This is a genomic window from Mycobacterium sp. SMC-8 (assembly GCF_025263565.1).
Classification (GTDB): domain Bacteria; phylum Actinomycetota; class Actinomycetes; order Mycobacteriales; family Mycobacteriaceae; genus Mycobacterium.
In genome coordinates, this window is sequence record NZ_CP079865.1 from 1,029,450 (window position 1) to 1,056,132 (window position 26,683).

A 26,683-nucleotide genomic window follows, 5' to 3' on the forward strand; every position below is an offset into this window, starting at 1 on the left:
GGCAGTGGTCAGCCGCCGCGCACACCCTCCTCGACCTTCTTGCCCAGATCGGGGTCGACGTTGCGCCAATATTCGAACACGCGTGACAGTACCGGCTCTTTCACGCCGTCGGACACGTGGCCGATAATGTTGTGCGCCAGGCGTTCCCGCGCTGCATCGTCGAGGACGTCGCGAACCAGGGTGCCGGCCTGACCCCAGTCGGAGTCCTCGGCGCGCAGGGCATACGCCGAGCGCACCATGTCCCCGTCGGAGGCCCAGTGCACTTCCGAGGCCCTCCGCGGGTCGGCCTCGGGGCCGCCCATCGAGTTCGGCGCGTACACCGGGTCGGTCGCGTTGCGGATCCGCATCGCACCGTCCTTGCTGTAGGCGCGGACCTCGGTGTGCGGTTCGTTGACCGGGATCTGCTTGTAGTTCACACCCAGCCGGGCACGGTGGGCATCCGAGTAGGAGAAGCCGCGCGCCAGCAGCATCTTGTCGGGACTCAGTCCGGTGCCCGGCACGATGTTGTTCGGCTCGAACGCCGCCTGCTCCATCTGGGTGTGGTAGTCCACGACATTGCGGTTCAACGTCATCTTTCCGACCTCGTGCAGCGGGTAGTCACCGTGCGGCCACACCTTGGTCAGATCGAAGGGGTTGAAGCGATAGGTCTTGGCATCCTCGAACGGCATGATCTGCACGTGCAGCGTCCAGCTCGGGAAGTTGCCGTCCTCGATCGCGGTGTACAGGTCGCGCTGGTGGTAGTCCGCATCCTCTCCGGCCAGCCGGTCCGCGTCTTCTTGGGTGAGGAAGTCGATGCCCTGGTCGGTCTTGAAGTGGTACTTCACCCAGAACAGCTCCCCGGAGTCGTTGAGCCAGCTGTAGGTGTGGCTGGAGTAGCCGTTCATGTGCCGCCACGTCTTCGGGATGCCGCGGTCGCCCATCAGCCAGGTCACCTGGTGCGCGGACTCCGGCGAGAGCGTCCAGAAGTCCCACTGCATGTGGTGGTCGCGCAGGTTGTTGGCGGCCAGCCGCTTCTGGCTGCGGATGAAGTTCTGAAACTTCATCGGGTCACGCACGAAGAACACCGGGGTGTTGTTGCCGACCATGTCGAAGTTGCCGTCAGAGGTGTAGAACTTCAGCGCGAACCCGCGCGGGTCACGCCAGGTGTCCGGGCTGCCGCGCTCCCCCGCCACGGTCGAGAAGCGGGCGAGCATCTCTGTTTTCGTACCGGGCTGCAGAAACGCCGCCTTGGTGTACGCGGACACGTCGTGGGTGACCTCGAACTGTCCGAACGCGCCGCCACCCTTGGCATGCGGCTGCCGTTCCGGGATGCGTTCCCGGTTGAAATTGGCCATCTGCTCGATCAGGTAGTGGTCCTGAAGCACGATGGGGCCGTCCGGACCGACAGTCAGCGAATGTTCGAGGCTGGGAATCGGGGCACCGGAGTCGGTGGTGGCGAACTTGTCAGTCATGTCGTCTCCTCGGGAGGTGCGGCATCGGGCTGAGCCGTCCTCGGTGGCCGAGGGTACCCGAATGCCGCTCAAAACATCCCGAGAGAAACGATCAGGGTCGCGGTGGCGCGGCCGTCGTCGGAGCCGCCGGCCCGCCGGGCTGACGGGGCACGTCGATCACCGGGCCGCCCGATCCGAACGGTCCGCCGTTCCCGGGCCCCCGGTCGAACCCGCCGTGCGGGCCCATCGGGAACATCGCCGGGCCGGGGCGGCCCACCATGTCGGATCCGCGGTGGTGATAGCGCGGCCCGCCGTCGAGGTTCTTGCCGACGAATACTCCGGAAAAGAAGATGACGGCCACGATGAACACCGCGCCGGCAGCGATGCCGACCCACAGCGCCGCCTTGTTGAGCCGGCCCGGCGGCGGCTGGACATAGGCCGGCTGGGCTGGCACAGGTGGAACGGGCGGCTGAGCCCGAGGTGGAGTCGAGACCGGCCCGGTCACGGGTTCGGACTCGCCCCGAGGTGGTGTCACTTCGTTCATGACGGTGATCATGCGCCGCCACCGTCAGCGCCGGTTAGGTTCCGGCTGTGAATCCGCTATGAGGACGGGGTGACCGACCAGTCGGTGTCCACGTGCCTGCGCGGTCCGCGGCAAACCCGGCGCACCGTCAGTCGGGCTTCATCGGGTTCACCGCGTACTGAATGACGCGGTAGGGCGAGCCTCCGCGGGGTGTGGTGTTCCACTGGCTGACGAACACCCGAACCGCGTCCGGGGTGGATCTCGGCGAGATGTAGCCGCCGTAGGGCTGGGCGAGCCGATTGTCCTGCGGCGGCGGCAGATCCTCGACGGGTTCCGGCCATGGTGCGGCCACCACGACCGTCGTCACCGGCGCGTCGCCCAGCTGCGTCACAGCGTTGGCCACCCGCATCTCCATGTTGCCGGTGGTGGCGTTGAAGTACGACAGCACGGTCTTGCCGTCGATCAGGCGCACGCTCATCTCGCCGACCCGGTCCCCCCACAGCGGCGCCGGCTCACCGCCCCACGCGGTGCCGGTCCATCCCTGCCAGGAGGCGCGATCGGTGAACGACTGCGGCGCGGCCCGGTACAGCACGACTGGTCCGGTGCGGTCGAAGTTGTTGGCCACGATGTACACCCAGCCGCGCGGCGACTCCTCGGTCGGGATCGGGTCGTAGTAGCCGCTGATCTGTGACTGCAGTCCGCCCGCGTACGCCGCGTCGCGTTCAGAGCCGGGAATCGTCTTCCAGTTCCCCTGTCCGGCAATGGCTTTGACCAGACGCGAGGTCCGCGGGCGCAGCTCCTCGGTGGTGGTCACCATCATCCAGTTCTCGCGGTTGATCTCGATGACACCGGCGGGCAGCTGCGAGGCCCCCGGCGGCGTCGGGTCGGCCAGCAAGGGCACCGACACGCCGGTCACCCCGTCGTAGCGCACCCCGGCCGGATCGTCGAGCGACTCGCCGACGACATGCAGCGCGATCGGCGAGTACCAGCCCCCGAAGCCCACTCCCTGCCCGGCGAAGCTGTCGCCGCACACCTGCAGGATCCCGCTCGGGAACTCCATGAACTCACACAGGTCTGTCGCACCGATCCCGTAATCGGCTGTCGGAGTTCCCGTTCCCGCGGCCGGGCCGACACGCAGCACCTGGCCGGGCAGCAGCGGCGGAAGCTCAGCCGGCATGGCGTACGCCCCCGGCACCGCCGAAATCGCATTCCACGCGCAGATTGCGGCAAGAACGCCGCGTGGAATGCGATTTCGGCGCAATTCAGGATCGAGCCAGCAACTCAGCGATCTGAATGGTGTTGAGGGCAGCACCTTTTCGTAGGTTGTCACCCGAGACGAACAGGGCCAGCCCGCGACCGTCCGGCACGCCCGGGTCCTGGCGGATCCGGCCGACCAGCGAGTCGTCGGCGCCGGCTGCGGCCAGCGGTGTCGGGACATCCACCAGCGTCACACCAGCAGCGGCGGCGAGAAGTTCCTGGGCACGCGCCACCGAAATCGGCTGGCTGAACTCGGCGTTGATCGACAGCGAGTGCCCGGTAAACACCGGAACCCGCACGCAGGTTCCGCTGACGGCCAGCTCCGGGATGCCGAGGATCTTGCGGCTCTCGTTGCGCAGCTTCTGATCCTCGTCGGTCTCACCGGAGCCGTCGTCGACCAGCGATCCGGCCAGCGGGACGACGTTGAACGCGATCGGCGCCACATACTTGTTCGGCGGCGGGAACTGCAGCGCCGACCCGTCGTGCACCAGCTGCTCGACACCGTCGATCACCGCGCGCGCCTGTCCGGCGAGTTCCTCGACACCGGCCAGCCCGCTACCGGACACCGCCTGGTAGCTCGACACGATCAAGCGGGTCAGACCTGCCTCGTCGTGCAGCGGCTTGAGCACCGGCATCGCGGCCATGGTGGTGCAGTTCGGGTTCGCGATGATGCCTTTGGGACGCACAGCGGCATCGCGCTCGAAGTTCACCTCGGAGACCACCAGCGGGACGTCGGGGTCCTTGCGCCAGGCCGACGAGTTGTCGACGACGACCGCGCCGGCGGCGGCGAACCGCGGTGCCTGCACCCGCGACATCGTCGCGCCCGCCGAGAACAGGGCGATGTCCAGCCCGGACGGATCGGCGGTGGAGGCGTCCTCGACCTCGATCTCGCGGCCGCGGAACTCCAGCTTCTTGCCCGCCGACCGCGACGAGGCGAAGAAACGGACCTCGTCCGCCGGGAAGTCCCGCTCGGCCAGCAGGTTTCGCATCACCTGGCCTACCTGGCCGGTCGCGCCGACGACACCGATGTTGACCATTCTCAGCGCCCCGTCCCCGCGTACACGACCGCTTCCTCGTCACCGCCGAGACCGAACGCCTCGTGCAGCGCGGCGACGGCCCGGTCGAGCTCGGTGTCCTTGATCAGCACCGAGATCCGGATCTCGGAGGTGGAGATCAGGTCGATGTTGATGCCCGCGTTGGCCAGCGCCTCACAGAACGTCGCCGTCACACCGGGGTGCGACCGCATCCCGGCACCGATCAGCGACACCTTGCCGATGAGGTCGTCGTAGAGCACGCGGGTGAAGCCGATCTCGTCCTGCAGCGCGGTGAGCTTCTCCACCGCACCCGGCCCGCTCTCGCGCGAGCAGGTGAACGTGATGTCGGTCTTGCCGTCTTCGACCTTCGAGATGTTCTGCAGCACCATGTCGATGTTGACGTCGACTTCGGCCAGTGCGCGGAACACCCGGGCGGCGTAGCCCGGCACGTCGGGCAGCCCGACGACCGTCACCTTCGCCTCGCCGCGGTCATGTGCAACTCCGGTGAGGATGGCGTCTTCCATCGGGATGTCCTCCATCGATCCTTTGACGAGCGTGCCCGGCCTGTCGGTGTACGACGACCGGACGTGAATGGGCAGGTTGTACCGGCGCGCGTACTCGACGCAGCGCAGCATCAGCACCTTGGCTCCGGCGGCGGCCATCTCCAGCATTTCCTCGAACGACACGGTGTCGAGGCGCTTGGCGTTCGACACGATGCGCGGATCGGCGGTGAAGATGCCGTCGACGTCGGTGTAGATCTCGCACACGTCGGCGTTCAGCGCCGCCGCCACCGCCACCGCCGTGGTGTCCGACCCGCCGCGACCCAGCGTGGTGACATCCTTGGTGTCCTGGCTGACGCCCTGGAAACCGGCGACCAGCACGACCTTGCCTTCGTCCAGCGCGGCGCGGAGCCGGCCCGGGTTGACGTCGATGATCTTGGCGTTGCCGTGGATGCCGGTGGTGATGACGCCCGCCTGCGATCCGGTGAACGAGCGCGCCTCGGCGCCGAGCGACTCGATCGCCATCGCGACCAGCGCATTCGAGATGCGCTCACCCGCGGTGAGCAGCATGTCCAGCTCGCGCGCGGGCGGGGCCGGGGACACCTGCTTGGCCAGGTCGAGCAGCTCGTCGGTGGTGTCGCCCATCGCCGAGACGACCACCACGACGTCGTTGCCGGCCTTCTTGGTCTCGACGATGCGCTCGGCCACACGGCGGATCCGCTCGGCGTCGGACACCGAGGATCCGCCGTATTTCTGTACGACGAGCGCCACTGCTTGCACCTTCCGAAAGCTGGGGAGATCTCATAAAGGATAAGGGCTGCGCGCACCTGGTTTTCCCCGCCGGTAGCGTGCAGGGCGTGCCCGCCGCACCCAGCGACCGGTCGGCCGTCACCTCGGTGCCGATCCATCCCCCTATCGCCGAGCGCTGGAGCCCCCGCGCTTTCGACCCCACCGACCAGCTCACCCGTGACGAGCTGGCGGCATTGCTGGAGGCCGCGCGATGGGCTCCGACGTGGGGACGACGGCAACCGGTGCGGTTCGTGGTCGGGCTGCGTGCGGATACGACGTTCACCGCGATCGCCGCGCTGCTGAGGCGCGGAAACAGCTACGCCCGGGCCGCGAGCGCGCTGATCCTGCTCTGCGCCGACGACGGCGAGGACGACAAGACGCAGCGCTACGCCGCGGTGGACGCGGGCGCCGCTATGGCCAACATCACCATCGAGGCCGTCTCCCGGGGGCTGATCGCGCACCCGATGGCCGGGTTCGACGCGGCGGGAGCAGCCGAAGCCTTCGCGCTGCCGGACGGTCTGCGCCCGCTGGTGGTGATCGCAGTGGGCAGGCTCGGTGACTACGCCGACGCTGCGCCGGAGATCACGGAGCGGGACCGGCTGCCCCGGCACCGGCTCCCGCTGAGCGAAATCGTCCTCAACTGGACTCCTTAAGGCCGCAGGTTTACCGCGTTGCAACACGGCATGACCGTCCACGTAACAGAAACGTCGGTAACTGACGTTGAACGGCTCCGCTCGGAGCCGCGGTTGCGAGGAGATCGGCCTTATGGATACAGGGACGACCGCGTTCATGCTCTGTTGCATCATCGGCCTCACGCTGATGATCCCCGGGCTCGCGTTGTTCTACGGCGGCATGGTGTCCGTCAAGAGCTCGACCAACATGATGATGATGACGTTCGGCGCCGCGGCGCTCGTCGGGGTGCTGTGGGTGCTGTTCGGATTCTCGATGACGTTCGGCACCAGCTACGGCGGGTTCGTCGGGAGCTTCACCGAGTTCGCCGGCATGAAGAACCTGATGGAGCCGATGACGACCGTCGACGGCCTGCCGGTGAGCTTGTTCTCGTTGTTCCAGGCGCTGTTCGCCGCGATCACCGTCGCGCTGATCTCCGGCGCGGTCGCCGACCGGATGAAGTTCGGCGCGTGGATGGGCTTCGCGACGTTGTGGGCCGTGCTGGTGTACTTTCCGGTCGCGCACTGGGTCTTCGCGTTCGACGGGGTGGTCACCGAGAACTCGGTCGGCGGCTGGATCGCCAACAAGCTCGGCGCCATCGACTTCGCCGGCGGCACCGCGGTGCACATCAACGCCGGCGCCGCGGCGCTGGCCGTGGCGATCGTGCTCGGCAAATCCAGGAACTGGGGGCAGCTGCGTAAACCGCACAACGTTCCGCTGACCCTGCTCGGCGCCGGCCTGCTGTGGGCCGGCTGGTATGCGTTCAACGGCGGGTCGGCCCTGGCCGCGGGTAATTCGGCCGCGATCGTGATGGTGACGACGTTCGTCGCGACGTGCGCGGCGACGCTGGCGTGGATCGCCGTCGAGAAGTTCAGGGACGGACACGTCACCGGTGTCGGCGCGGCGTCCGGCGCGATCACCGGACTGGTCGCGATCACGCCCGCCTGCGGCGCGGTCACCCCGGTCGGCGCGATCGTCCTGGGCGCCATCGCCGGCGCGGTCTGCGTGTACGCGGTCGGCCTCAAAGAACGCTTCGGATACGACGATTCGCTCGACGTGGTCGGCGTGCACCTGGTCGGCGGGGTCATCGGCACGCTGCTCATCGGCCTGCTCGCCAGCGACAGCATGCCCAACGGCACCAACGGGCTGCTCTATGGCGGAGGCATCGATCAGCTGTGGAAGCAGGCGATCGCCGCAGGCGCGGTGATGGCGTATTCGTTCGCCGTCGCTTTCGCTATCGCGTTCGTCCTTAAAAAGACTGTCGGCATTCGGATTTCGCCCGAAGACGAAGAGACGGGCATCGACGCGGCGTTCCACCGGGAAGCGTCCTACGAGATCCAGCCGGCCTGAGCCGAGCAACCGGCCGGTGCGGGCCCCCGCGGTCCGCGCCGGCCGTTTCGCCGTGCGGGAGGTTTCCCACGGTGATACTTTGATTCATAACACGAGACAAGGAACGCACATGGCAGAAGATCTCGCCACCCTGGCCGAGCAACATGGAACGAAGTTCATCCTCGCGCTGTTCGTGGACCTGCGCGGAAAGCCCTGCGCCAAGCTGGTGCCCGTAGAGGCGGTCGACCTTCTCGCGACCGAAGGGGTGGGCTTCGCCGGCTACGCCGTCGGCGCGATGGGCCAGGAACCCAAGGATCCGGACCTGATGGCCCTCCCGGATCCGGCGTCGTTCACTCCGATCCCGTTCATCAAGGAGGGGCTGGCGATCGTGCACTGCGACCCCCACGTGAACGGCGAGCCATGGCCCTACGCGCCCCGCGTCATCCTGAAATCCGTCATCGAGCGCTGCTCGGACGCCGGTTTCGAGCCGTGGGTGGGCGCGGAGGTCGAGTACTTCCTGTTGTCCCGCAACGACGATGGCAGCATCTCGGTGGCCGACACCGCCGACACCGCCGCGCAGCCGTGCTACGACGCCCGCGGCGTCACCCGGATGTATGACCACCTGACCGCGGTGTCGACCGCGATGAACCAGCTGGGGTGGTCCAACTACGCCAACGACCACGAGGACGGCAACGGGCAGTTCGAGCAGAACTTCAAGTTCGCCGACGCGCTGACCACCGCCGACCGGGTGATCACGCTGCGCTACCTGTTGTCCATGATCGCCGCGGAGCGCGGCATGATCGCCACCTTCATGCCCAAGCCGTTCGGTGACAAGACCGGCAACGGGCTGCATTTGCACCTGTCGCTGACCAGCGGCGGCACCCCGGTCTTCCCGGCCGACCACGACCAGCGCGGCCTCGGCCTATCCGACACCGCCTACGGATTCATCGGCGGCATCCTCGAGCACGCCTGCGCGCTGCAGGCCGTGGTCGCACCGACGGTCAACTCCTACAAGCGAACCGGTGCCGTCGCGACGGCCTCGGGGGCGTCCTGGGCGCCGCGACTGCCCACCTACGGCGGCAACGACCGCACCCACTACATCCGGGTGCCCGACGCCGACCGGATCGAGATGCGCGGTGGGGACGGTTCGGCCAACCCGTACCTGGCCATCGCCGCCGCGCTCAGCGCCGGCCTCGACGGCATCAAACGCAGCACCGATCCCGGCGCCGTCGGTCAGGGCGTCAACACCCGGACCCTGCCACTCACTCTGCTGCACGCGGTGGAGGACTTCGAGTCCGACCCGGTCGTGACCGGGGTACTCGACGCGGCCGGCGAAGGCGTCGCGGCCTATTTCGCCAACGTCAAGCGTGAGGAGTTCTTCTCCTACCACAGCACGGTCGGTGCGTGGGAGCTGGACCACTATCTGACGGCCTTCTGAGCCGTATCCGTCTCGACACGAAAGGGATTGCGCTATGTGCGGGATCGTCGGGTTGCATCTGCGAACACCCGAGCTCTACCCCCGGCTCGGTGAGTTGCTCACCGGCATGCTCTGTGAGATGGGAGACCGCGGCAGCGATTCGGCCGGGGTCGCCGTCTACGGCGACCCGGCGTGGTCCCCGCCCGGTCGCGGGTGCGTCTCGGTGGCCGACCTGGGGACCGGCGGTGCGGAAGACGCCGACCAGGTCGCTGCCGCAGTGGCCGTGGCCCTCGGTGCCGAGGTGTCAGGGGTCGCCGTCGACGTCAGCTATGTGTTGTCGGCTGACGTCGACTCCGAGGTCCTGCTGACCGCGGTGCGGTCGGCCTACCCCGAGGCCCTCGTCGCCGGATTCGGTCCGGACGTCGCGGTGCTCAAGGGTGTCGGACATCCGCGCGCCCTGACCGACGGATGGGATCTCGCGACGGCGCAGGGCTGGCAGGGTGTCGGGCACACCCGGATGGCCACCGAATCGGCGGTGACGCCCGCGGGGTGCCACCCGTATGCGGTCGGCCCGGCGCAGTGCTTGGTGCACAACGGCTCGTTCGCCAACCACGCGACGATCCGCCGGGAGTTGCGTGCCTCCGGTGTCTGCTTCGACAGCGAGAACGACACCGAGGTCGGTGCCCGCTTCATCGCCAAACTGCTCGCACAAGGACGCGACGTCGAAGGCGCGCTGAAGGAACTCTGTGCGACGTTCGACGGCTTCTACACGCTGCTGGTGTCCAACCGGGACTCGTTCGCGGTGGTGCGCGACGCGATCGCGTGCAAGCCGGCGGTGATCGCCGAGACCGACGAGTGGGTGGCGATGGCAAGTGAATACCGGGCGCTGGCAGCGCTTCCCGGTGTCGACAAGGCTCGCATCTGGGAGCCCGAGCCCGAGGTGGTGTACGCGTGGAGCAGATAGGTACGACGCGCTTCGATCTGCGCACCACCACGCTGCGCGAGGTCAACACCGCGCTGCACGCACCGGATCTGGCCGGTGACTTCGTCATCGAGAACCCGGCCGGCGCCCACAATGTCGCGGTCGGGCTCGACGCACCCGTGACCGTCACGATCGACGGACACGTCGGCTACTACGCCGCGGGCATGAACCAGCACGCCGACGTGATCATCAACGGCAACGCCGGAACCGGTGTCGCCGAGAACATGATGAGCGGATCGGTGTGGGTCAAGGGCGACGCGTCGCAATCGGCCGGCGCCACGGCGCACGGCGGCCTGCTGGTCGTCGAGGGCAATGCGGCCGCGCGGTGCGGCATCTCGATGAAGGGCATCGACATCGTCGTCGGCGGCAGCGTCGGGCACATGAGCGCGTTCATGGCCCAGGCCGGGCGGCTGGTGGTCCGCGGCGACGCGGGCGAGGCGCTGGGCGATTCGATCTACGAGGCCCGCATCTATGTGCGCGGCGACGTCGCGTCACTCGGCGCCGACTGCGTGTCCAAGCCGATGCGTGAGGAGCATCATCAGGAGCTCGAAATATTGCTCAAAGCAGCAGGATTCGAGGGTGACGACACCCACACCTACACCCGGTACGGGTCCGCCCGATCCCTGTACCACTTCCATATCGACAATGCGAGTGCCTACTGATGAGCCACAGTCCTGACGACCGCGCGCGGCTCGGCCTGCGTGAATCGGCCACCTTCGACCGAGCCACCATCGCGGCCATCCAACGAGCCGCCGACACCGGCATCTACGACATCCGCGGCTGGGGCGCCAAGCGCCCGCTTCCTCACTTCGACGACCTGCTGTTCCTCGGCGCGTCGATGTCGCGGTACCCGCTGGAGGGTTACCGGGAACGCTGCTCCACCGATGTGGTGCTGGGCGACCGGTTCGCCAAACACCCTCTGCACCTGGATATCCCGGTCACCATCGCGGGCATGAGCTTCGGCGCGCTGTCGGGTCCGGCCAAGGAGGCCCTCGGTCGCGGCGCCAGCGAGGCCGGTACGTCCACCACCACCGGTGACGGCGGGATGACCCCGGAGGAACGTGGCCAGAGCAAGTACCTCGTGTACCAGTACCTGCCGTCGCGGTACGGGATGAACCCCGACGACCTGCGGAAGGCCGACGCCATCGAGATCGTGCTGGGCCAGGGTGCCAAACCGGGCGGCGGCGGGATGCTCCTCGGGCAGAAGATCTCCGAGCGCGTCGCCGGTATGCGCACGCTGCCTCAGAGCATCGACCAGCGTTCGGCGTGCCGTCATCCGGACTGGACCGGTCCCGACGACCTGACCATCAAGGTCAACGAGCTACGGGAGATCACCGACTGGGAGAAGCCGATCTATGTCAAGGTCGGCGCCACCCGCACGTACTACGACGTCAAGCTCGCGGTACACGCCGGTGCCGACGTGGTGGTGGTCGACGGTATGCAGGGTGGCACCGCCGCCACCCAGGAGGTGTTCATCGAGCACGTCGGGATCCCGACGCTGGCGGCGATCCCGCAGGCCGTGCAGGCGCTGCAGGAACTCGGGGTGCACCGCCGACCCGACGGTGTGCAGCTGATCGTCTCCGGCGGCATCCGCAACGGCGCGGACGTCGCCAAGGCGCTGGCGCTGGGCGCCGACGCCGTGGCGATCGGCACCGCGGCGCTGATCGCGCTGGGCGACAACCATCCGCGCTACGCCGCCGAGTACGAGAAGCTCGGCAGCGCAGCGGGTTTCTTCGACGACTTCCAGGACGGCAGGGACCCGGCGGGCATCAGCACCCAGGACCCCGAGCTCGCGGCCCGCTTCGATCCGATCGAGGGCGGGCGCCGGCTGGCCAACTATCTGCGGGTACTGACCATGGAGGCCCAGACCATCGCCCGGGCCTGCGGCAAGTCCCACGTGTGCCACCTTGAGCCCGACGATCTGGTCGCGGTCAGCATCGAGGCTGCGGCGATGGCCCGGATCCCGCTGGCCGGCACCGATTGGATTCCCGGTCGCAACGGAGGAGCCTGGTGAGCGAGACAGCCGACGTCGTCATCGTCGGTGGCGGCCTGGAGGGCACCGCGGCCGCGTGGGCGCTGAGCCGCCGCGGTGTCACCGATGTCGTTGTCGCCGAACGCAACACCGTCGCGTCCGGGATGACGGGCAAGTCCAGCGGCATCATCCGGTGCCACTACGGCGTGAGCTCGCTGGCCGCGATGGCCGCCGACGGGCTCGAGGTGTTCGAGAAAGCCGAGGAGATGTTCGGCAGCGACATCGGCTTCCGCCAGACCGGCTACGTGGTCGGGGTCGCGGACCAGAACGTGGAGTCGATGCGCAAAAGCCTTGCCGCGCAACGCGCCGTTGGGGTCGAGACCGAGGAGATCGACAAGGACGAGGTGGCGAAACTGTGGCCGTTCGCGGACCTGACGCCGTTTGCCGCGTTTGGCTGGGAGGCCCGCGGCGGCTACGGCGACGCCTATCAGACCGCGCAGGCGTTTTCGACGTCGGCGCGCGCGGCCGGGGTGCGGGTGCGACAGCACACCCCGGTGACCGAACTGCTCACCCAGGGTGAGCGGGTCACCGGTGTCCGGACCGCCGACGGCAGGCAGATCTCGGCGGGCGCCGTCGTCGTCGCCACCGGCGCGTGGACCCGGCCGTTCCTGGCGCCCTACGGCATCGACGTCCCGATCCGCGTGATCCGGGAGCAGATCGTGATGATCGACCCCGGCATCGAGGAAACGGCGGTCAGGCGGCTGCCCGTCTTCTCCGATCTGGTGTCACTGCAGTACGTGCGCCCGGAGGTCGGCGGGGAGATCCTGTTCGGCAACAGCGACCTGCCCGGCTATGACGCGATCGAGCCGGCAGACCCCGACGACCACCTCAACCGGGCTACCGACGACTTCGTCGACATCACCGTCGACAAGGTCGGCACGCGCTTTCCCGGCTTCCCCGACGCCGCGATCTCGGGTAGCTATGCCGGCTGCTACGACGTCACCCCGGACTGGAACCCGATCATCTCCACCGGGCCGCTCGATGGGCTCGTCATCGCGGCCGGGTTCAGCGGGCACGGCTTCAAGATCGCGCCTGCGGTCGGCCGGCTGGTCGCCGATCTCGTCGTCGACGGCCACAGCAGCGACTCCCGCATCCCCGCGTCGGACTTCCGGCTGTCCCGGTTCGCCGAGGGCGATCTGCTCAAGACCCCCTACCCGTACGTCGGCGCCGGGCAGATGCGCTAGACAGAGATCGTGGCCCTCCCCGAAGATCCGGCCGATCCCGGCCCGCTGCTGCGCAACACCTCCGGCACGGCCCGGGACCGCGATCCCGCCGCGCCGGTGGAGGAGCTGGAGATCGAGGCCGCGATCGGGCGCAACGTGCGCCTGCTGCGGCTGCAGCAGGGGCTGACCGTCGCCGAGACCGCGGCCCGGGTGGGCATCTCCAAGGCCATGATGAGCAAGATCGAGAACGCCCAGACCTCCTGCAGCCTGTCCACCCTCGCACTGCTCGCCAAAGGCTTCGACGTGCCGGTGACCAGCCTGTTCCGGGGCGCCGACGTGGAGCGGCCGGCCGCGTTCGTCAAGGCAGGCACCGGGGCGCGCATCGTGCGCGAGGGCACCCGCGAGGGCCACGAGTACCAGCTGCTCGGGTCGCTGCGCGGCGAGCACAAACGGCTGGAGTGCCTCGAGGTCACGCTGTCGGAGAAGAGCCAGACCTACCCGCTGTTCCAGCATCCCGGCACCGAGTTCATCTACATGCTCGAAGGTGTCATGGACTACAGCCACAGCCGCTCGGTGTACCGCCTGCACCCCGGGGACTCGCTGCAGATCGACGGCGAGGGTGCGCACGGCCCCGTCGACCTCGTCGAGGTGCCGATCCGCTTCCTGTCGGTGATCGCGTTCCCTGACGCGCAGGTGTGAGCCGCGCGGGTTTTGGCCCGCGGAGGTCGCGGAGTACAGTGGCTCGCGTGCAGCGGGTGCTCCTTCTCGGACGCCGCGACGGGGTCTGATCCAGACTGGCCTCCCGTCGCGGGTGTTTCGCGATGCGCCGGTCTGATGTCCCCCCTCAACCCGGAGCACCGAAAATGACTGAGAACTACAATCCGAGCGCCGACGCCTTCAGCTCGGTACGCACCATCAGCACCCCGTCGGGTGCGCCTCACCCCGGCCAGCCCGCCTGGAACACCCAGCGCGGCTCGCAGATGCCCGTCAGCCGCTACCGCAGCTTCGCCGACGAGGTCGAACCCATCCGGCTGCCCGACCGCACCTGGCCCGACAAGGTCATCGACACCGCACCGATGTGGGCGGCGGTGGACCTGCGCGACGGCAACCAGGCCCTGATCGACCCGATGAGCCCGCAGCGCAAGCGCCGCATGTTCGACCTGCTGGTGCGGATGGGTTACAAGGAGATCGAGGTCGGCTTCCCGTCGGCGAGCCAGACCGACTACGACTTCGTCCGCGAGATCATCGAGCAGGGCGCCATCCCCGATGACGTGACCATCCAGGTGCTGACGCAGTGCCGGCCCGAACTGATCGAACGCACCTTCCAGGCCTGCCAGGGCGCGCCCCGCGCGATCGTGCACTTCTACAACTCGACGTCGATCCTGCAGCGCCGCGTGGTGTTCCGCGCCGACCGCGACGCGGTGCGCAAGATCGCTACCGACGGCGCCCGGATGTGCGTCGAGGAGGCCAAGAAGTACCCCGACACGCTCTGGCGCTTCGAGTACTCCCCCGAGTCCTACACGGGCACCGAGCTGGAGTACGCGGTCGAGGTGTGCAACGCCGTCGCCGAGGTGATCGCACCCACTCCGGAGTCGCCGCTGATCGTGAACCTGCCCGCCACCGTCGAGATGGCCACGCCGAACGTGTACGCCGACTCGATCGAGTGGATGCACCGGCATCTGACGCCGCGTGACTCGATCATCCTGAGCCTGCATCCGCACAATGACCGCGGAACCGCGGTCGCTGCAGCCGAATTGGGCTATGCGGCCGGCGCCGACCGCATCGAGGGCTGCCTGTTCGGCAACGGTGAGCGCACCGGCAACGTGTGCCTGGTGACGCTGGGTATGAACCTGTTCTCCCGCGGCGTGGATCCGCAGATCGACTTCTCCAACATCGACGAGATCCGCCGCACCGTCGAGTACTGCAACCAGTTGCCCGTCCACGAGCGGCACCCCTACGGCGGCGACCTGGTCTACACCGCGTTCTCCGGCAGCCACCAGGACGCCATCAACAAGGGTCTGGACGCGATGAAAGTCGCGGCCGACGAACAGGACTCCGACGTCGATGACCTGCTGTGGCAGGTGCCGTACCTGCCGATCGACCCGAAGGACGTCGGCCGCACGTACGAGGCCGTCATCCGGGTGAACTCGCAGTCCGGCAAGGGCGGTGTCGCCTACATCATGAAGGCCGACCACGGCCTGGTCCTGCCGCGCCGCCTGCAGATCGAGTTCTCCAGGGTGATCCAATTGATCGCAGAGGGCTCGGGCGGCGAGGGCGGAGAGGTCTCGCCCAAGGAGATGTGGGACGCGTTCTACGAGGAGTACCTGGCGCCGATCCGCCCGTTGGAGCGGATGCGGCAGAAGGTCGACGCGGCCGAGATCGACGGCGGCACCGACACCATCACCGCGGTGGTCAAGGTCGACGGCGAGGAGCGCGAGATCGTCGGCGCAGGCAACGGCCCACTCGCCGCATTCGTCGATGCGTTGGGCGCGATCGGTTTTCACGTGAACGTGCTGGACTACTCCGAGCACGCGATGTCGGCGGGCGAGGAAGCGCAGGCCGCGGCCTACGTGGAGGCCGCGATCGGCGGCAAGACCGTGTGGGGCGTCGGTATCGCCACCTCGATCACCACCGCGTCGCTGCGCGCGGTGGTCTCCGCGGTCAACCGTGCCGCACGATCCTGACGCGCGTTTACACAGTGTCATGTGATCACACCGTCTGTTGACGGTGTGCACAGGTTGACCGAGCGCTTTCCGCTGCAGACTCATAAGCCACACCGCCCGATCCCGGGCGTGTGGCCTGAGTCAGGAGGAAGCGGTGTCATCCCCAGTTTCGTTCTTCAGCGTCGAAGGGCTGAACTCGTTGGCAGGTGTCGAGATCGTCGTGGGTGTGCACCGCGACGATCCCGTTCGGCCCGGGTCCCACAGTCCACTGCGGTTCGTGCTGGCGTCGGCTCAGCCGGTGCCGCTGCGGCGGATGCTGCCCGCGTTGCAGAGCATGGACCTCGAGGTCATCAACGAACACACCACCACCTGGTCGCGCGAGGACGGGTCCCCGTGCCATCTTTATGAGCTCTTCCTCGACCCCTACACCGCTGGGGCACAAGGATTTGCGCGTAACTGGGCGCAGGCCGACGCACGGATCTGCGAGACGTTCCGCGCCATCTGGTCCGGCCGCATCGAGGCCGACCGGTTCAACGCGCTGATCCCCGCTGCCGGGCTGGACTGGAAACAGGTCGCAGTGCTGCGCAGCTACAGCCGCTATCTGCGCCAGCTCCCGCTGCCCTACGGCCAGAGCCGGATTCAGCAGGTGTTGCTCGACAATCCCGGCGCCACCATGGCTCTGGTGGCGCTGTTCGAGGCCCGCTTCGGCGCGGGCGCCGGCCGCAGCGCCGCACGGGCTGCCGGTATCGCGGCGGCCGATGAGCGGCTCACCACCGAGATCGACCGGCTGCTGCATATCGATGCGGATCGCATCCTGCGCGCGTACCGCAACCTCGTGAACTCGACGTTGCGGACCAACGCGTTCGCCCCCGAGACGCTGGGCCCGTCCGCCCCGTATCTCGTGCACAAGTTCGATGCACCGCAGATCCTCGAGCTGCCCCATCCGCGGCCGCTGTCCGAGATCTTCGTCTACTCACCGGAGTTCGAGGGGCTGCACCTGCGCTACGGGCTCGTCGCACGGGGCGGGCTGCGCTGGTCTGACCGGCACGACGACTACCGCACCGAGGTCCTGGGACTGGTCAAGGCGCAGGCGGTCAAGAACGCGATGATCGTGCCGGCCGGCGCCAAAGGCGTTTTCGTCGTGAAGTCGCCGTCGCCTTCACCGACCGACGGGATGCGCTCCTACAAGCAATTCGTGTCGGGCCTGCTCGACGTCGTCGACAACGCCGCAACCGACGGCGCTGCCCCACCGGAAGGGATCGTGTGCCACGACGGTGCGGACCCGTATCTCGTCGTGGCGGCCGACAAGGGAACGGCGAGCTTCTCCGACCTGGCCAACGGGGTCGCGCTGACCCGCGGCTACTGGCTGGGCGACGCGTTCGCCTCGGGAGGCTCGGCAGGGTACGACCACAAGGCCATGGCGATCACCGCCCGGGGCGCCTGGGTCAGCGGCGACAGCCACCTGGAAGAGCTCGGGATCGATTCCACCACAGATGAATTCCGTGTGGTGGGCGTCGGAGACATGAGCGGCGACGTGTTCGGCAACGGCATGTTGCTGCGGCGCGGAACCAGACTGGTCGCCGCATTCGACCACCGTCACATCTTCGTCGACCCCGATCCGTCCGGTGATCCCGCTCATCGCGAGCGTCAGCGTCTCTTCGCGCTGCCGCGGTCGTCCTGGGACGACTATGACCGTGCGTTGATCAGTGCCGGCGGGGGCGTGTGGCCGCGCACCGCCAAGACGATCCCGGTCTCGGCGCAGATGCGCCTGGCTCTGGGGATCGCGGACACCGTGTCCCGGCTGACACCGAACGAGTTGATCGGCGCCATCCTGCGCGCGCCGGTCGACCTGCTGTTCAACGGCGGTATCGGCACCTACATCAAGGCCTCCGACGAGCAGCACGGCGACGTCGGCGACAAGGTCAACGACGGCCTTCGCGTGGACGCCCGCGAGGTGCGCGCCCGGATCATCGTCGAGGGCGGCAATCTCGGTGTGTCCCCGCGCGGTCGGATCGAGTTCGCCCGTCACGGCGGATCCATCAACACCGACGCCATCGACAACGCGGCCGGTGTGGACTGCTCCGACCATGAGGTCAACCTGAAGATCCTGCTGGCCGGCCGGTATCCGGACGCGACCCGCAACGCGCTGCTCGCCGACATGACCGACGAGGTCGCCGCGCACGTGCTGGCCAACAACCGCGCGCACAACCGGCTGCTGCGCGACGCCCGATTCAACGCGGCCCAGATGGTCTCGGTGCACGCGCGCATGACCACCGCGCTGGAGCGCGAGCGTGGGCTGCACCGCGAGCGCGAACATCTGCCCGGCGCAGCCGAGTTCGCCGAGCTGGCGAAATCCGGAGAAGGATTGACCCGGCCTGCGCTGGCGACCTTGATGGCGCACACAAAGCTCGCGCTCAAGGCCGACCTGCTGGAGTCCGAGAGCTTCGACGACCCGTACTTCACCGCCGCGCTGCACCGGTACTTTCCCGCGATGTTGCGGCGGCGGCTGGGCCCGCAGCTCACCGAGCATCCGCTGCGGCGGGAGATCATCGCGACGTCGGTGAGCAACCACGTGCTGGCGACCTCGGGGCTGACCTTCGTGTTCCGCCTTGCCGAGGAGACCGGCGCCACCACAGCCGACATCGTGCGCGCCCACGCCATCGCCTCCGAGGTGTTCGAGCTCGACGCGCTGTGGTACGACATCCATGCCGCGCGCCTGTCGCCGGCGCTGACCGACGAACTCGTCGTCGAGGGACGCCGGCTGCTGGACCGGGCATCCCGATGGTTCCTCTTCAACCGGCCGCAGCCGCTGTCGATCGAGGACGAAGTGGCCCGGTTCCAGGCCGCGGCGACGCTGCGCGGCAAGCTGAGTGAGATGCTGCGCGGCAGTGAGCTCGCGACCGCCACCGCGATCCACGATCGGTACGCCGCGCAGGGGGTGCCGACCGACATCGCCCGCAGGATCAGCGAGTCGCTCTACGCCTACAGCCTTCTCGACATCATCGAGATGGCCTGCATGCACAACGAGGACGCGACGCGGCTGGCGCACATCTACTTCGAGCTGTCCGCTCATCTGGGGGTCGACCATCTGCTGCTGGCGGTGTCGGCGCTGCCGCGCGGCGACCGGTGGAACGCTTTGGCGCGGTTGGCGTTACGCGAGGACCTGTACCGCGCGCTGCGCGAGCTGGCGCGCGACGTCCACCGTATGGTCGGCCCTCACACCGACAACGTGGACGTCATCGAGGAGTTCGAGTCCCACAACCGTGCCCGCATCGGGCGCGCACGCCGCACCCTGCACGAGTTCCTGAGCACGGAGAGTCCGGACCTGGCGGTCCTGTCGGTGGCGACCGCGCAGCTGCGCCGGCTCACCCCGAATCGCTGAAGCCGAGGCGCTGCGTCAGAACAAGGTGAACTGGTCGCCGGCCGGCGACCGCTCGGTGAACTCCTCGATCGCCGAACCGCCGATCACCGAGTCGAGGCGGTGCAGGAACTCCGCACTGCCGAGCAGCGGTACGCCGTGTTCGCCGGCCTGGTACCCCTTGCCCTGCTCCGGGGCCGGGTCGTCACAGACCACCAGCGACGTGTGCCCGTCGACGGCCTCGGTGTACCCGAGCCCGGCGTGCAGCATGCGCTCGACGAGCTCCTCGTGGGTGTGACCGACCTCGGCCGCAAGCGCCACCCGCATGCCCTGCACCAGGGGTCTGCCGGCCACGAAACGTCCCGGGTTGGCGAACGGGCACGGCATCCGCGCCGCCAGCGCCTTGAGCGGCCGGAACTCGTCGTGGGTGACCCGGCCGTTGGGCCAGGTGCGGCGCGTGACCGGATGCACCGGGAGCCACTTACGGCGCTCCTGCGCGCGCACCAGCACGGGTTTGAGGATCTGCGCCAACACCATCGCGTCGTCGAGCGCGTCGTGCGGCTTCATCTGGGTCACGCCCCAGTGCGCGGCCAGCGTCTCCAGCCGGAGGTTGTCCAGGCCGAGGTCGAGGCGCCGGGCCAGCTCGACGGTGCACATGACCGTGTCCACCGGCAGCTCCGCGCGCACCATCTCGGCTTCGGCGGCCAGAAACGAGTAGTCGAACCCGACGTTGTGGGCGACGAGCGTGCGGCCGCGCAGCACTTCGCACAGGTCACCGACGACGTCACCGAACGTCGGTTGCCCGGCCAGCATCTCGGCGGTCAGCCCGTGCACATGCGTGGGACCGGGGTCCACCCCCGGATCGAGCAGGCTGTAGAGGCTCTTCTCGACGTTGCCGTCGTCACTGAGCGCGAGCGCCGCGACACTGACGATCCGCGCCTGGCCCGGCCGGAAACCCGAGGTCTCGACATCGACCACGGCCCAGCCGGCGCCCGCCTCGTCGGCGGGTCTGCCCCATCGACTTCCGGCGGTTGAACTCACCCTTCGAGAATGGCACGCGGCTCTGACAAGCCCCGCTCATCACCCCGCGTGTCGGCCGCTCTTCTAAACTGCCGGGAATGGTCATCACCCCACGCGGTCGTGTCGCGCTGGCCGCCGGAGCAGGCGCGCGCTGGGCGTCCCGCGTCACCGGACGCGGCGCCGGCGCGATGATCGGCGGGCTGGTCGCGATGACGCTGGACAAGTCGATCCTCGGCCAACTGGGCCGGGGCCGGCGCACGGTCGTCGTCACCGGCACGAACGGCAAGTCGACGACCACGCGGATGACCGCCGCCGCGTTGGGCACGGTCGGGCCGGTGGCCACCAACGCCGAGGGCGCCAACATGGACGCCGGCCTGGTCGCCGCACTGGCCGCTGCGCCCGACGCAGCGCTGGCCGCCCTCGAGGTCGACGAGATGCACGTCCCGCACGTCTTGGATGCAGTGCCGGCCGCGGTCACCATACTGCTCAACCTCTCGCGTGATCAGCTCGACCGGGTCGGTGAGATCAACCACATCGAGCGCACCCTGCGCGCCGGCCTGGCCCGGCATCCGTCGACGGTGGTCGTGGCCAACTGCGACGACGTGCTGATGACCTCGGCTGCCTACGACAGCCCGAACGTGGTGTGGGTGGCCGCAGGCGGTGGCTGGGCCAGCGACTCGGTCAGCTGTCCCCGCTCGGGCGAGGTCATCGTCCGCGACGGGGCGCATTGGCATTCGACCGGATGTGACTTCACGCGCCCGGACCCCGACTGGTGGTTCGACGATACGCACATCCACGGGCCCGACGGGCTGTCGCTGCCGATGGCGCTGACCCTGCCGGGCACCGTGAACCGCGGCAACGCAACCCAGGCCGTCGCCGCCGCCGTGACCCTCGGTGCGGATCCGGTGGCCGCGGTGTCCGCGGTGTCCGCGGTCGACGAGGTCGCGGGTCGCTACCGCACCGTGCAGGTCGGCGCGCACACCGCCCGGATCCTGCTCGCCAAGAATCCCGCCGGCTGGCAGGAGGCGCTGGCGATGGTGAACCGTGACGCGGCCGGGGTGGTGATCGCGGTCAACGGCCAGGTCCCCGACGGCGAGGACCTGTCATGGCTGTGGGACGTGCGCTTCGAGCATTTCGAGTCGGTGCCGGTGGTGGCCGCCGGCGAGCGCGGCACCGACCTCGCGGTGCGGCTCGGGTACGCGGGCGTCGAACACGCCCTGGTGCACGACACGCTGGCGGCGATCGCGTCGTGCCCGCCGGGTCACGTGGAAGTGCTGGCGAACTACACCGCGTTCCTGCAACTGAACAGGCGTCTGCCATGACCGAATCTGCGGTGCGGATCGGGCTGGTGCTGCCTGACGTCATGGGCACCTACGGCGACGGCGGCAACTCGGTGGTGCTGCGACAACGTCTGCGGCTGCGGGGCATCGACGCCGAGATCATCGAGATCACGCTCGACGATCCGGTGCCCGCGGAGCTGGACCTCTACACCCTCGGCGGCGCCGAAGACTACGCCCAACGGCTGGCGACCAAACACCTCGCCCGTTATCCCGGTCTGCAGCAGGCGATTTCACGGGGCGCTCCCGTGCTGGCGATCTGCGCGGCAATCCAGGTGCTGGGCCACTGGTACGAGACCTCGGCCGGGGAACGCGTCGACGGGGTCGGTGTGCTGGACGTGACGACGTCCCCGCAACCCGAGCGCACGATCGGCGAGGTGGCAGCGACACCGCTGATCGACGGGCTCACCGAGCCGCTGACCGGTTTCGAGAACCACAGGGGTGGAACAGTTCTGGGCCCGCAGGCCCGACCGCTGGCGAAGGTGACGAAGGGGGCGGGCAACCGGGCCGGGGGCGGTATCGACGGCGCAGTACAGGGCAGTATCGTCGCGACCTACCTGCACGGGTGCTGCCTGGCCCGGAATCCGGAACTCGCCGACTATCTTCTCGCCAAGGTGGTCGGGCCCCTTGCCCCGCTCGATCTGCCGGAGGTCCACCAGTTGCGCCGCGAGCGGCTGGCGGCACCGCGCCGGGTGTGATCCTGCAGGGCCACCGTCGGCTCCCCGCTCGAGTGAGGCAGGTGGCCACGGCTACGCCGCGAGCGTCCTGATGAACTTCTGCATCTCGGTGGCGGCCAACCGGCATCCCCTCTTCTGCAGTGCGGCCTCGGTTCTGGCGAGCCAGTGCGCCGGCCGGTCCTCGGCGATCACCCGGATGACGAGCCAGCCTCGCTCCTCGAGCATCCGCAGGCGCGCGATGTCCTTGACGTACTGCTCGCGGTTCTTGCGGTGGTGGTCACCGTCGTATTCCACCGCGACCTTGAACTGTCGCCAACCCAGGTCCAGGAATGCAACCGGCCGACTGTCCTCCAGGATGGGAATCTGCGTCTGCGGGCGCGGAAAACCGCAGTCCAGCAACCACAGTCGGATTCTGCTCTCCTTGGGTGAGGCGGCTCCGCCGTCGACGAGCGGCAACAGGTCACGCAGCTGGCCTACGCCGTGTGCGCGGGGGCGCCGGTCGGCGAGCCGGGCGACCTCGTCGATGGAGAAGGCTTGGTTCCACATCAAAGCGTCCAGCCGCGCCAACGCCTCGCTGCGGTCGAGCAGACGTCCGAGGTCGAAGGCCGTCCTGGTGCGTGAGGTGACCGGAAGACCGGAGCGCCGGACGATCTCATCGTCGGCGAGCATGTCCGTCCGGATGATCAGTCCGTCTTGGGTGCGACGCTTCACCCCGGTCACTTCGATCGGGATATCGGCATCGATCCACGGCGCTCCGTGCAGTGCGGCCGCCGCGAGCCCGGCAATCACTCCTTTGCGTCCAGTCGCCAACCACGCGCCGATGGCACGATCGCGCAACGAGACGTCGACTCCTTTAGGGACGAATACGCCGCGGTACAACGGCGTGTACCAGCGTGCGAGCTCGTGCCGGGTCACGACACCGGCTCGGACGGCCTCCCCGCCCAGAATGACTTCACCCATGTCAGGAATGGTGCCAATACCCACCGACAGATTCGGGCGACCACCTTACGTATCACGCTGTCCCGCCGATCCCGACACTCCCCCCGGTCACGCGAGCCACAGCTATCCACGTTTCTCAGCCGTCCACTCGCACTTCGGCTGCACAACGTCGAATCCTGTGACGAAAGTGGTTATGGGACTAGGTAGTGTCTGTTAATTGCGGACGCGGTGATAGATGATGATCGCAGCTAGGGTGACGCCCCCGAGGTAGCTCAGCGCGTATTTGTCGTATCGGGTGGCGATACCTCGCCAGTGCTTGAAGCGGTTGAAGGATCGCTCGACGGTGTTGCGGTGCTTATAGATTCGCCCGGAGAACGCCGGTGGCCGTCCGCCTTTGCTTCCCCGGCTCTTTCGGCGGGCGATCTGGTCGCTGCGCTCGGGAATGGTGTGGGCGATTTTGAGCTGGCGCAGTCGGGCTCGGGTCGAGTCATGGGAGTACGCCTTATCGGCGAGTAGCCGAAACTTTGGGCCCTGATGGGCAGTCAGCAGTGGCCACAGCATCGGGTTGTCGCCGGCTTGCCCCGGCGACAGTGCCATGGTGACCGCGCTGCAGCGTTGATCGGCCAGCGCGTGGATCTTCGTTGTCAGCCCGCCGCGTGAACGGCCGATGGCATGGTCATCGGGCTCATCGGGGTGTTTGTTGTAATTCGACAGATCCCCCTGTGTGGCGACCAGGGCGGGCACCAGCGGCATGCTGATGTACACGCACGCTGGTCGAATCCACCGCCAGCAGCAGTTCGACCAGCTCAGCGTCAGCGTCATCGACATCGATGTCACGGGAGATCGCTGCGAAGATCTGCGCGTAGGTGCCGTCGGTGGACCACCGCAGGTGACGTTCAGCCACCGACTGCCAGGCGCCGAACTGCGCGGGCAGATCGCGCCACGGAGATCCAGTCCGGTAACGCCAGATAATTCCTTCCAGCGTCACCCGATGATCGTTCCACGGCCGCCCGCGCCGTCGACCCGAAGGCAGTACCGGCTCAATCACCGACCACAAGTCATCAGAAATCACATCAGTCCGTAACACTTAAACAGCATCAGGCACAACATCGTTCACATTAAGCAGACACGCCCTAGGCCACCCGACCCCGACACTCCCCCCGGTCACGCGAGCCACAGCTATCCACGTTTCTCAGCCGCCCACTCGCACTTCCGCTGCACAACGTCGAATCCTGTGACGAAAGTGGTTGGCAGCGACGGCGAGCCGCGAACTACGCCATCGCCCGGCGGCCTGCCAGCGCGCGCCCCAGCGTCAACTCGTCGGCGAACTCCAGATCCCCGCCCATCGGCAGGCCCGACGCGATCCGCGTGACCGTCAGCCCGGGGATGTCCCGCAGCATCCGCACCAGGTACGTCGCCGTCGCCTCGCCCTCGGTGTTGGGGTCGGTCGCGATGATGACCTCTGCGACCTCCACCCCGTCGACGCGCTCACCGATCCGGTTGAATAGTTCGCGGATTCGCAGCTGGTCGGGTCCGACACCGGACAACGGGTCCAGCGCTCCGCCGAGCACGTGGTAGCGGCCACGGAATTCCCGGGTCCGCTCGACGGCCTGGACGTCTTTGGGCTCTTCGACGACACACACCAGCGACGCGTCCCGGCGCGGGTCGGAGCAGATGCGGCAGCGCTCGTCGTCGCTGACGTTGCCGCACACCGCGCAGAACGTCACGCCGTCGCGGACTCGGTTCAGGACAGCAGTCAACCGGTCGATGTCGGGCGGCTCGACCGAGAGCAGATGGAACGCGATCCGCTGGGCGCTCTTCGGTCCGATCCCGGGCAGCTTGCCGAGCTCGTCGATCAGATCCTGGACAGGTCCTTCGAACAAGTCACATACCCGGCAAACCGAGACCGCCCATGCCGCCTGCCAGCGGACCCAGCCGGTCATGGGCCAGCATGGTCACCTGCTTGGCGGCATCGGCGATGGCGCCGAGGACAAGGTCCTGCAACGTCTCCACATCGGACGGATCGACGACCTTGGGGTCGATCCGCACGGCCACCACCTCGCCGCTGCCGCGCATGGTGACCTGTACCAGCCCACCGCCGGCCTGTCCCTGCACCTCGGCGGCGGCCAGCGCCGCCTGCGCCTCCATCAGCTGCTGCTGGACCTGCTGAGCCTGAGCGAGAAGGGCTGACATATCGGGTTGGCCACCGGGCTGCATGACTGGTCCTCTTCGTACGTGTTCGGTAAGCAGATTGATCAAGTATCGGTCTCGACTTGGTTGCGCTCGTCCACAAGCGGCACTTCGGGCTTCCAGCGTAGTCGGCACGGGCGCTACCGTGTCGCCGTGCCCGTGCCAGCAATCCTGCGTGTCGGGGCCGCCGCGGTGGCCGCGATGCTCGTCGCCGCCCTGCCCGCCGGTCCCGCCCAAGCTGCGCCGACCAACCTTGCGGGCAAGATCGTCTTCCTCGACCCAGGCCACAACGGCTCCAACGACGCCTCGATCAGCAGGCAGGTGCCGACCGGTCGCGGCGGCACCAAGGACTGCCAGGCCAGCGGCACCTCCACCGAGGACGGCTTCCCCGAGCACACCTTCGCCTGGGACACCACGCTGCGCGTCCGCCAGGCCCTGCACGCGCTCGGGGTGCGCACCGCGATGTCCCGCGGCGACGACACCGGGCTGGGCCCGTGCGTCGACGAGCGCGCCGCGATGGCGAACTCGCTGACGCCCGACGCGGTGGTGTCGATCCACGCCGACGGCGGCCCGCCCACCGGCCGCGGGTTCCACGTGCTGTATTCGTCACCGCCGCTCAATGCCGCGCAGGCCGGCCCGTCGGTGCAGTTCGCCAGGGCGATGCGTGATCAGCTGGCCGGGTCCGGGATCCCGCCGGCCACCTACATCGGCCAGCAAGGCCTGAACCCGCGGTCCGACATCGCCGGACTCAACCTTGCGCAGTACCCGTCCATCCTGGTCGAGCTGGGCAACATGAAGAATCCGGTCGACTCCGGGCTGATGAAATCCCCGGAGGGACGGCAGCGCTACGCCGACGCCGTCGTGCGCGGCGTCGTGGCGTTCCTGGGCCAGTCCTAGCCCTGGACCCCTTCGACACCGACGGTCCCCTCCACCTCGCGCTTGAGGTTGCCGAGCACCTCGGCCTGGATCTTGCGGAGCCCGATCGGGGCGAACGTCTTCTCGAAGAAACCGCCGACTCCACCGGCGCCCTGCCACGACGTCTTCACGGTCACCGATGATCCCGGGCCCGCGGGGGCGACGGTCCAGTTGGTCACCATCGACGAGTTCGCGTCTTTTTCGATCACGGTGCGCCCCGCGACGTCAACGCTGGCCTTGACATCGCGGGAGCGCGACTTGGTGGCCTGCAGTTTCCACTCAGCGACGGTGCCCGCGCCCTGCCCGCCTTCGAGCACCCGGTAACCGCTGTAGTGCGCGGAGAGGATCTTCGGCCGCATGGCCTGGTAGTCGGCGACGGCTCCCAGTACCGTCGCGGGATCGGCGTCGATCAGGACCGTGCTGGTCGCGCTGACCTGTCCCATCAGAGCAATCTCCTTG

23 protein-coding genes and 1 pseudogene are annotated in these 26,683 nt (G+C 68.2%); 13 read left to right on the forward strand and 11 right to left on the reverse strand.

Translation table 11 applies throughout. The features are described 5' to 3' along the window. Positions 1–8: 8 nt before the first annotated feature. From KXD97_RS05090 to KXD97_RS05110, 5 genes are all read right to left on the reverse strand, one after another. Positions 9–1,451, reverse strand: a complete 1,443-nt coding sequence (locus KXD97_RS05090) for a catalase (protein WP_260755695.1) — start codon at positions 1,449–1,451, stop codon at positions 9–11. A gap of 91 nt (positions 1,452–1,542) precedes the next feature. Beyond that, on the reverse strand, positions 1,543–1,884 hold the full coding sequence (locus KXD97_RS05095; RefSeq protein WP_313901350.1) for a hypothetical protein: 342 nt from the start codon (positions 1,882–1,884) through the stop codon (positions 1,543–1,545). A gap of 217 nt (positions 1,885–2,101) precedes the next feature. Then, complete coding sequence (locus KXD97_RS05100; RefSeq protein ID WP_260755697.1) at positions 2,102–3,130, reverse strand: DUF4185 domain-containing protein; 1,029 nt, start codon at positions 3,128–3,130, stop codon at positions 2,102–2,104. A gap of 85 nt (positions 3,131–3,215) precedes the next feature. Then, positions 3,216–4,247: an aspartate-semialdehyde dehydrogenase gene (locus KXD97_RS05105; RefSeq protein ID WP_260755698.1), complete on the reverse strand. Its 1,032-nt coding sequence runs from the start codon at positions 4,245–4,247 to the stop codon at positions 3,216–3,218. 2 nt (positions 4,248–4,249) lie between these two features. Further along, the gene (locus tag KXD97_RS05110; RefSeq protein ID WP_260755699.1) at positions 4,250–5,515 is read right to left on the reverse strand and encodes an aspartate kinase; all 1,266 of its coding nucleotides are present in this window, start codon (positions 5,513–5,515) and stop codon (positions 4,250–4,252) included. 86 nt (positions 5,516–5,601) lie between these two features. Here KXD97_RS05110 and KXD97_RS05115 point away from each other — a divergent pair, with 86 nt between their 5' ends. The 10 genes from KXD97_RS05115 (at position 5,602) to KXD97_RS05160 (ending at position 19,170) form a co-directional block, all read left to right on the forward strand. Next, positions 5,602–6,186, forward strand: coding sequence for a nitroreductase family protein (locus KXD97_RS05115; protein WP_260755700.1), 585 nt, complete (start codon positions 5,602–5,604; stop codon positions 6,184–6,186). A gap of 112 nt (positions 6,187–6,298) precedes the next feature. Further along, positions 6,299–7,552 carry an ammonium transporter gene (locus KXD97_RS05120; protein WP_260755701.1) on the forward strand — a complete coding sequence of 418 codons (1,254 nt, stop codon included), beginning with the start codon at positions 6,299–6,301 and terminating at the stop codon, positions 7,550–7,552. 109 nt (positions 7,553–7,661) lie between these two features. Further along, positions 7,662–8,969 carry a type III glutamate--ammonia ligase gene (gene glnT, locus KXD97_RS05125; RefSeq protein WP_260755702.1) on the forward strand — a complete coding sequence of 436 codons (1,308 nt, stop codon included), beginning with the start codon at positions 7,662–7,664 and terminating at the stop codon, positions 8,967–8,969. 34 nt (positions 8,970–9,003) lie between these two features. Next, entirely contained in the window at positions 9,004–9,912 is a 909-nt protein-coding gene (locus tag KXD97_RS05130; protein ID WP_260755703.1) for a glutamine amidotransferase, read from the forward strand. After that, positions 9,900–10,592 (forward strand): protein glxC, encoded by a 693-nt coding sequence (locus tag KXD97_RS05135; protein ID WP_260755704.1) that lies wholly within the window; start codon positions 9,900–9,902, stop codon positions 10,590–10,592. Before KXD97_RS05130 ends, KXD97_RS05135 begins: the two co-directional genes overlap by 13 nt. Beyond that, positions 10,592–11,944 (forward strand): FMN-binding glutamate synthase family protein, encoded by a 1,353-nt coding sequence (locus KXD97_RS05140; protein ID WP_260755705.1) that lies wholly within the window; start codon positions 10,592–10,594, stop codon positions 11,942–11,944. Before KXD97_RS05135 ends, KXD97_RS05140 begins: the two co-directional genes overlap by 1 nt. Beyond that, the gene (locus KXD97_RS05145; RefSeq protein ID WP_260755706.1) at positions 11,941–13,146 is read left to right on the forward strand and encodes an FAD-binding oxidoreductase; all 1,206 of its coding nucleotides are present in this window, start codon (positions 11,941–11,943) and stop codon (positions 13,144–13,146) included. The genes KXD97_RS05140 and KXD97_RS05145 overlap by 4 nt, the downstream gene beginning before the upstream one ends. Positions 13,147–13,155: 9 nt before the next feature. After that, the gene (locus KXD97_RS05150; protein ID WP_260755707.1) at positions 13,156–13,824 is read left to right on the forward strand and encodes an XRE family transcriptional regulator; all 669 of its coding nucleotides are present in this window, start codon (positions 13,156–13,158) and stop codon (positions 13,822–13,824) included. A 164-nt stretch (positions 13,825–13,988) separates the two neighbouring features. After that, on the forward strand, positions 13,989–15,809 hold the full coding sequence (leuA, locus tag KXD97_RS05155; RefSeq protein ID WP_260755708.1) for a 2-isopropylmalate synthase: 1,821 nt from the start codon (positions 13,989–13,991) through the stop codon (positions 15,807–15,809). Between the two features lie 133 nt (positions 15,810–15,942). Beyond that, entirely contained in the window at positions 15,943–19,170 is a 3,228-nt protein-coding gene (locus KXD97_RS05160; RefSeq protein ID WP_260755709.1) for an NAD-glutamate dehydrogenase, read from the forward strand. A 15-nt stretch (positions 19,171–19,185) separates the two neighbouring features. Here KXD97_RS05160 and KXD97_RS05165 read toward each other — a convergent pair whose 3' ends face one another. After that, positions 19,186–20,187: a DEDDh family exonuclease gene (locus KXD97_RS05165; RefSeq protein ID WP_260755710.1), complete on the reverse strand. Its 1,002-nt coding sequence runs from the start codon at positions 20,185–20,187 to the stop codon at positions 19,186–19,188. A 77-nt stretch (positions 20,188–20,264) separates the two neighbouring features. Between KXD97_RS05165 and KXD97_RS05170 the strand changes: the two genes are divergently transcribed. Further along, positions 20,265–21,488: a MurT ligase domain-containing protein gene (locus tag KXD97_RS05170; RefSeq protein ID WP_260755711.1), complete on the forward strand. Its 1,224-nt coding sequence runs from the start codon at positions 20,265–20,267 to the stop codon at positions 21,486–21,488. Next, on the forward strand, positions 21,485–22,201 hold the full coding sequence (locus KXD97_RS05175) for a type 1 glutamine amidotransferase (protein ID WP_260755712.1): 717 nt from the start codon (positions 21,485–21,487) through the stop codon (positions 22,199–22,201). The genes KXD97_RS05170 and KXD97_RS05175 overlap by 4 nt, the downstream gene beginning before the upstream one ends. A 51-nt stretch (positions 22,202–22,252) precedes the next feature. Here the strand turns inward: KXD97_RS05175 and KXD97_RS05180 are convergent, their stop codons facing one another. The 4 genes and pseudogenes from KXD97_RS05180 to KXD97_RS05195 form a co-directional block, all read right to left on the reverse strand. Further along, on the reverse strand, positions 22,253–23,140 hold the full coding sequence (locus KXD97_RS05180) for a DUF559 domain-containing protein (protein WP_260755713.1): 888 nt from the start codon (positions 23,138–23,140) through the stop codon (positions 22,253–22,255). Between the two features lie 192 nt (positions 23,141–23,332). Continuing rightward, positions 23,333–24,206, reverse strand: a pseudogene (locus KXD97_RS05185) (IS5 family transposase). Between the two features lie 184 nt (positions 24,207–24,390). Further along, positions 24,391–25,002: a recombination mediator RecR gene (gene recR, locus KXD97_RS05190; RefSeq protein ID WP_260757843.1), complete on the reverse strand. Its 612-nt coding sequence runs from the start codon at positions 25,000–25,002 to the stop codon at positions 24,391–24,393. A gap of 1 nt (position 25,003) precedes the next feature. Beyond that, on the reverse strand, positions 25,004–25,336 hold the full coding sequence (locus KXD97_RS05195) for a YbaB/EbfC family nucleoid-associated protein (RefSeq protein WP_260755714.1): 333 nt from the start codon (positions 25,334–25,336) through the stop codon (positions 25,004–25,006). Positions 25,337–25,468: 132 nt separating this feature from the next. Between KXD97_RS05195 and KXD97_RS05200 the strand changes: the two genes are divergently transcribed. After that, positions 25,469–26,206, forward strand: coding sequence for an Rv3717 family N-acetylmuramoyl-L-alanine amidase (locus tag KXD97_RS05200; protein WP_260757844.1), 738 nt, complete (start codon positions 25,469–25,471; stop codon positions 26,204–26,206). On the opposite strand, the gene KXD97_RS05205 is transcribed toward KXD97_RS05200, so the two are convergent. Continuing rightward, positions 26,203–26,667 carry an SRPBCC family protein gene (locus KXD97_RS05205; protein ID WP_260755715.1) on the reverse strand — a complete coding sequence of 155 codons (465 nt, stop codon included), beginning with the start codon at positions 26,665–26,667 and terminating at the stop codon, positions 26,203–26,205. The two genes, KXD97_RS05200 and KXD97_RS05205, sit on opposite strands and share 4 nt — an antisense overlap. Positions 26,668–26,683: the final 16 nt, after the last annotated feature.

What these genes read in the sequence shown, in the direction of transcription:
- leuA (WP_260755708.1), top strand. Translation starts at nt 13,989, where the DNA reads ATGACTGAGAACTACAATCCGAGCGCCGACGCCTTCAGCTCGGTACGC.
- KXD97_RS05130 (WP_260755703.1), top strand. Translation starts at nt 9,004, where the DNA reads ATGTGCGGGATCGTCGGGTTGCATCTGCGAACACCCGAGCTCTACCCC.
- KXD97_RS05100 (WP_260755697.1), bottom strand. Translation starts at nt 3,130, where the DNA reads ATGCCGGCTGAGCTTCCGCCGCTGCTGCCCGGCCAGGTGCTGCGTGTC.
- KXD97_RS05090 (WP_260755695.1), bottom strand. Translation starts at nt 1,451, where the DNA reads ATGACTGACAAGTTCGCCACCACCGACTCCGGTGCCCCGATTCCCAGC.
- KXD97_RS05120 (WP_260755701.1), top strand. Translation starts at nt 6,299, where the DNA reads ATGGATACAGGGACGACCGCGTTCATGCTCTGTTGCATCATCGGCCTC.
- KXD97_RS05180 (WP_260755713.1), bottom strand. Translation starts at nt 23,140, where the DNA reads ATGGGTGAAGTCATTCTGGGCGGGGAGGCCGTCCGAGCCGGTGTCGTG.
- KXD97_RS05140 (WP_260755705.1), top strand. Translation starts at nt 10,592, where the DNA reads ATGAGCCACAGTCCTGACGACCGCGCGCGGCTCGGCCTGCGTGAATCG.
- KXD97_RS05170 (WP_260755711.1), top strand. Translation starts at nt 20,265, where the DNA reads ATGGTCATCACCCCACGCGGTCGTGTCGCGCTGGCCGCCGGAGCAGGC.
- KXD97_RS05105 (WP_260755698.1), bottom strand. Translation starts at nt 4,247, where the DNA reads ATGGTCAACATCGGTGTCGTCGGCGCGACCGGCCAGGTAGGCCAGGTG.
- KXD97_RS05195 (WP_260755714.1), bottom strand. Translation starts at nt 25,336, where the DNA reads ATGCAGCCCGGTGGCCAACCCGATATGTCAGCCCTTCTCGCTCAGGCT.
- KXD97_RS05175 (WP_260755712.1), top strand. Translation starts at nt 21,485, where the DNA reads ATGACCGAATCTGCGGTGCGGATCGGGCTGGTGCTGCCTGACGTCATG.
- KXD97_RS05205 (WP_260755715.1), bottom strand. Translation starts at nt 26,667, where the DNA reads ATGGGACAGGTCAGCGCGACCAGCACGGTCCTGATCGACGCCGATCCC.
- glnT (WP_260755702.1), top strand. Translation starts at nt 7,662, where the DNA reads ATGGCAGAAGATCTCGCCACCCTGGCCGAGCAACATGGAACGAAGTTC.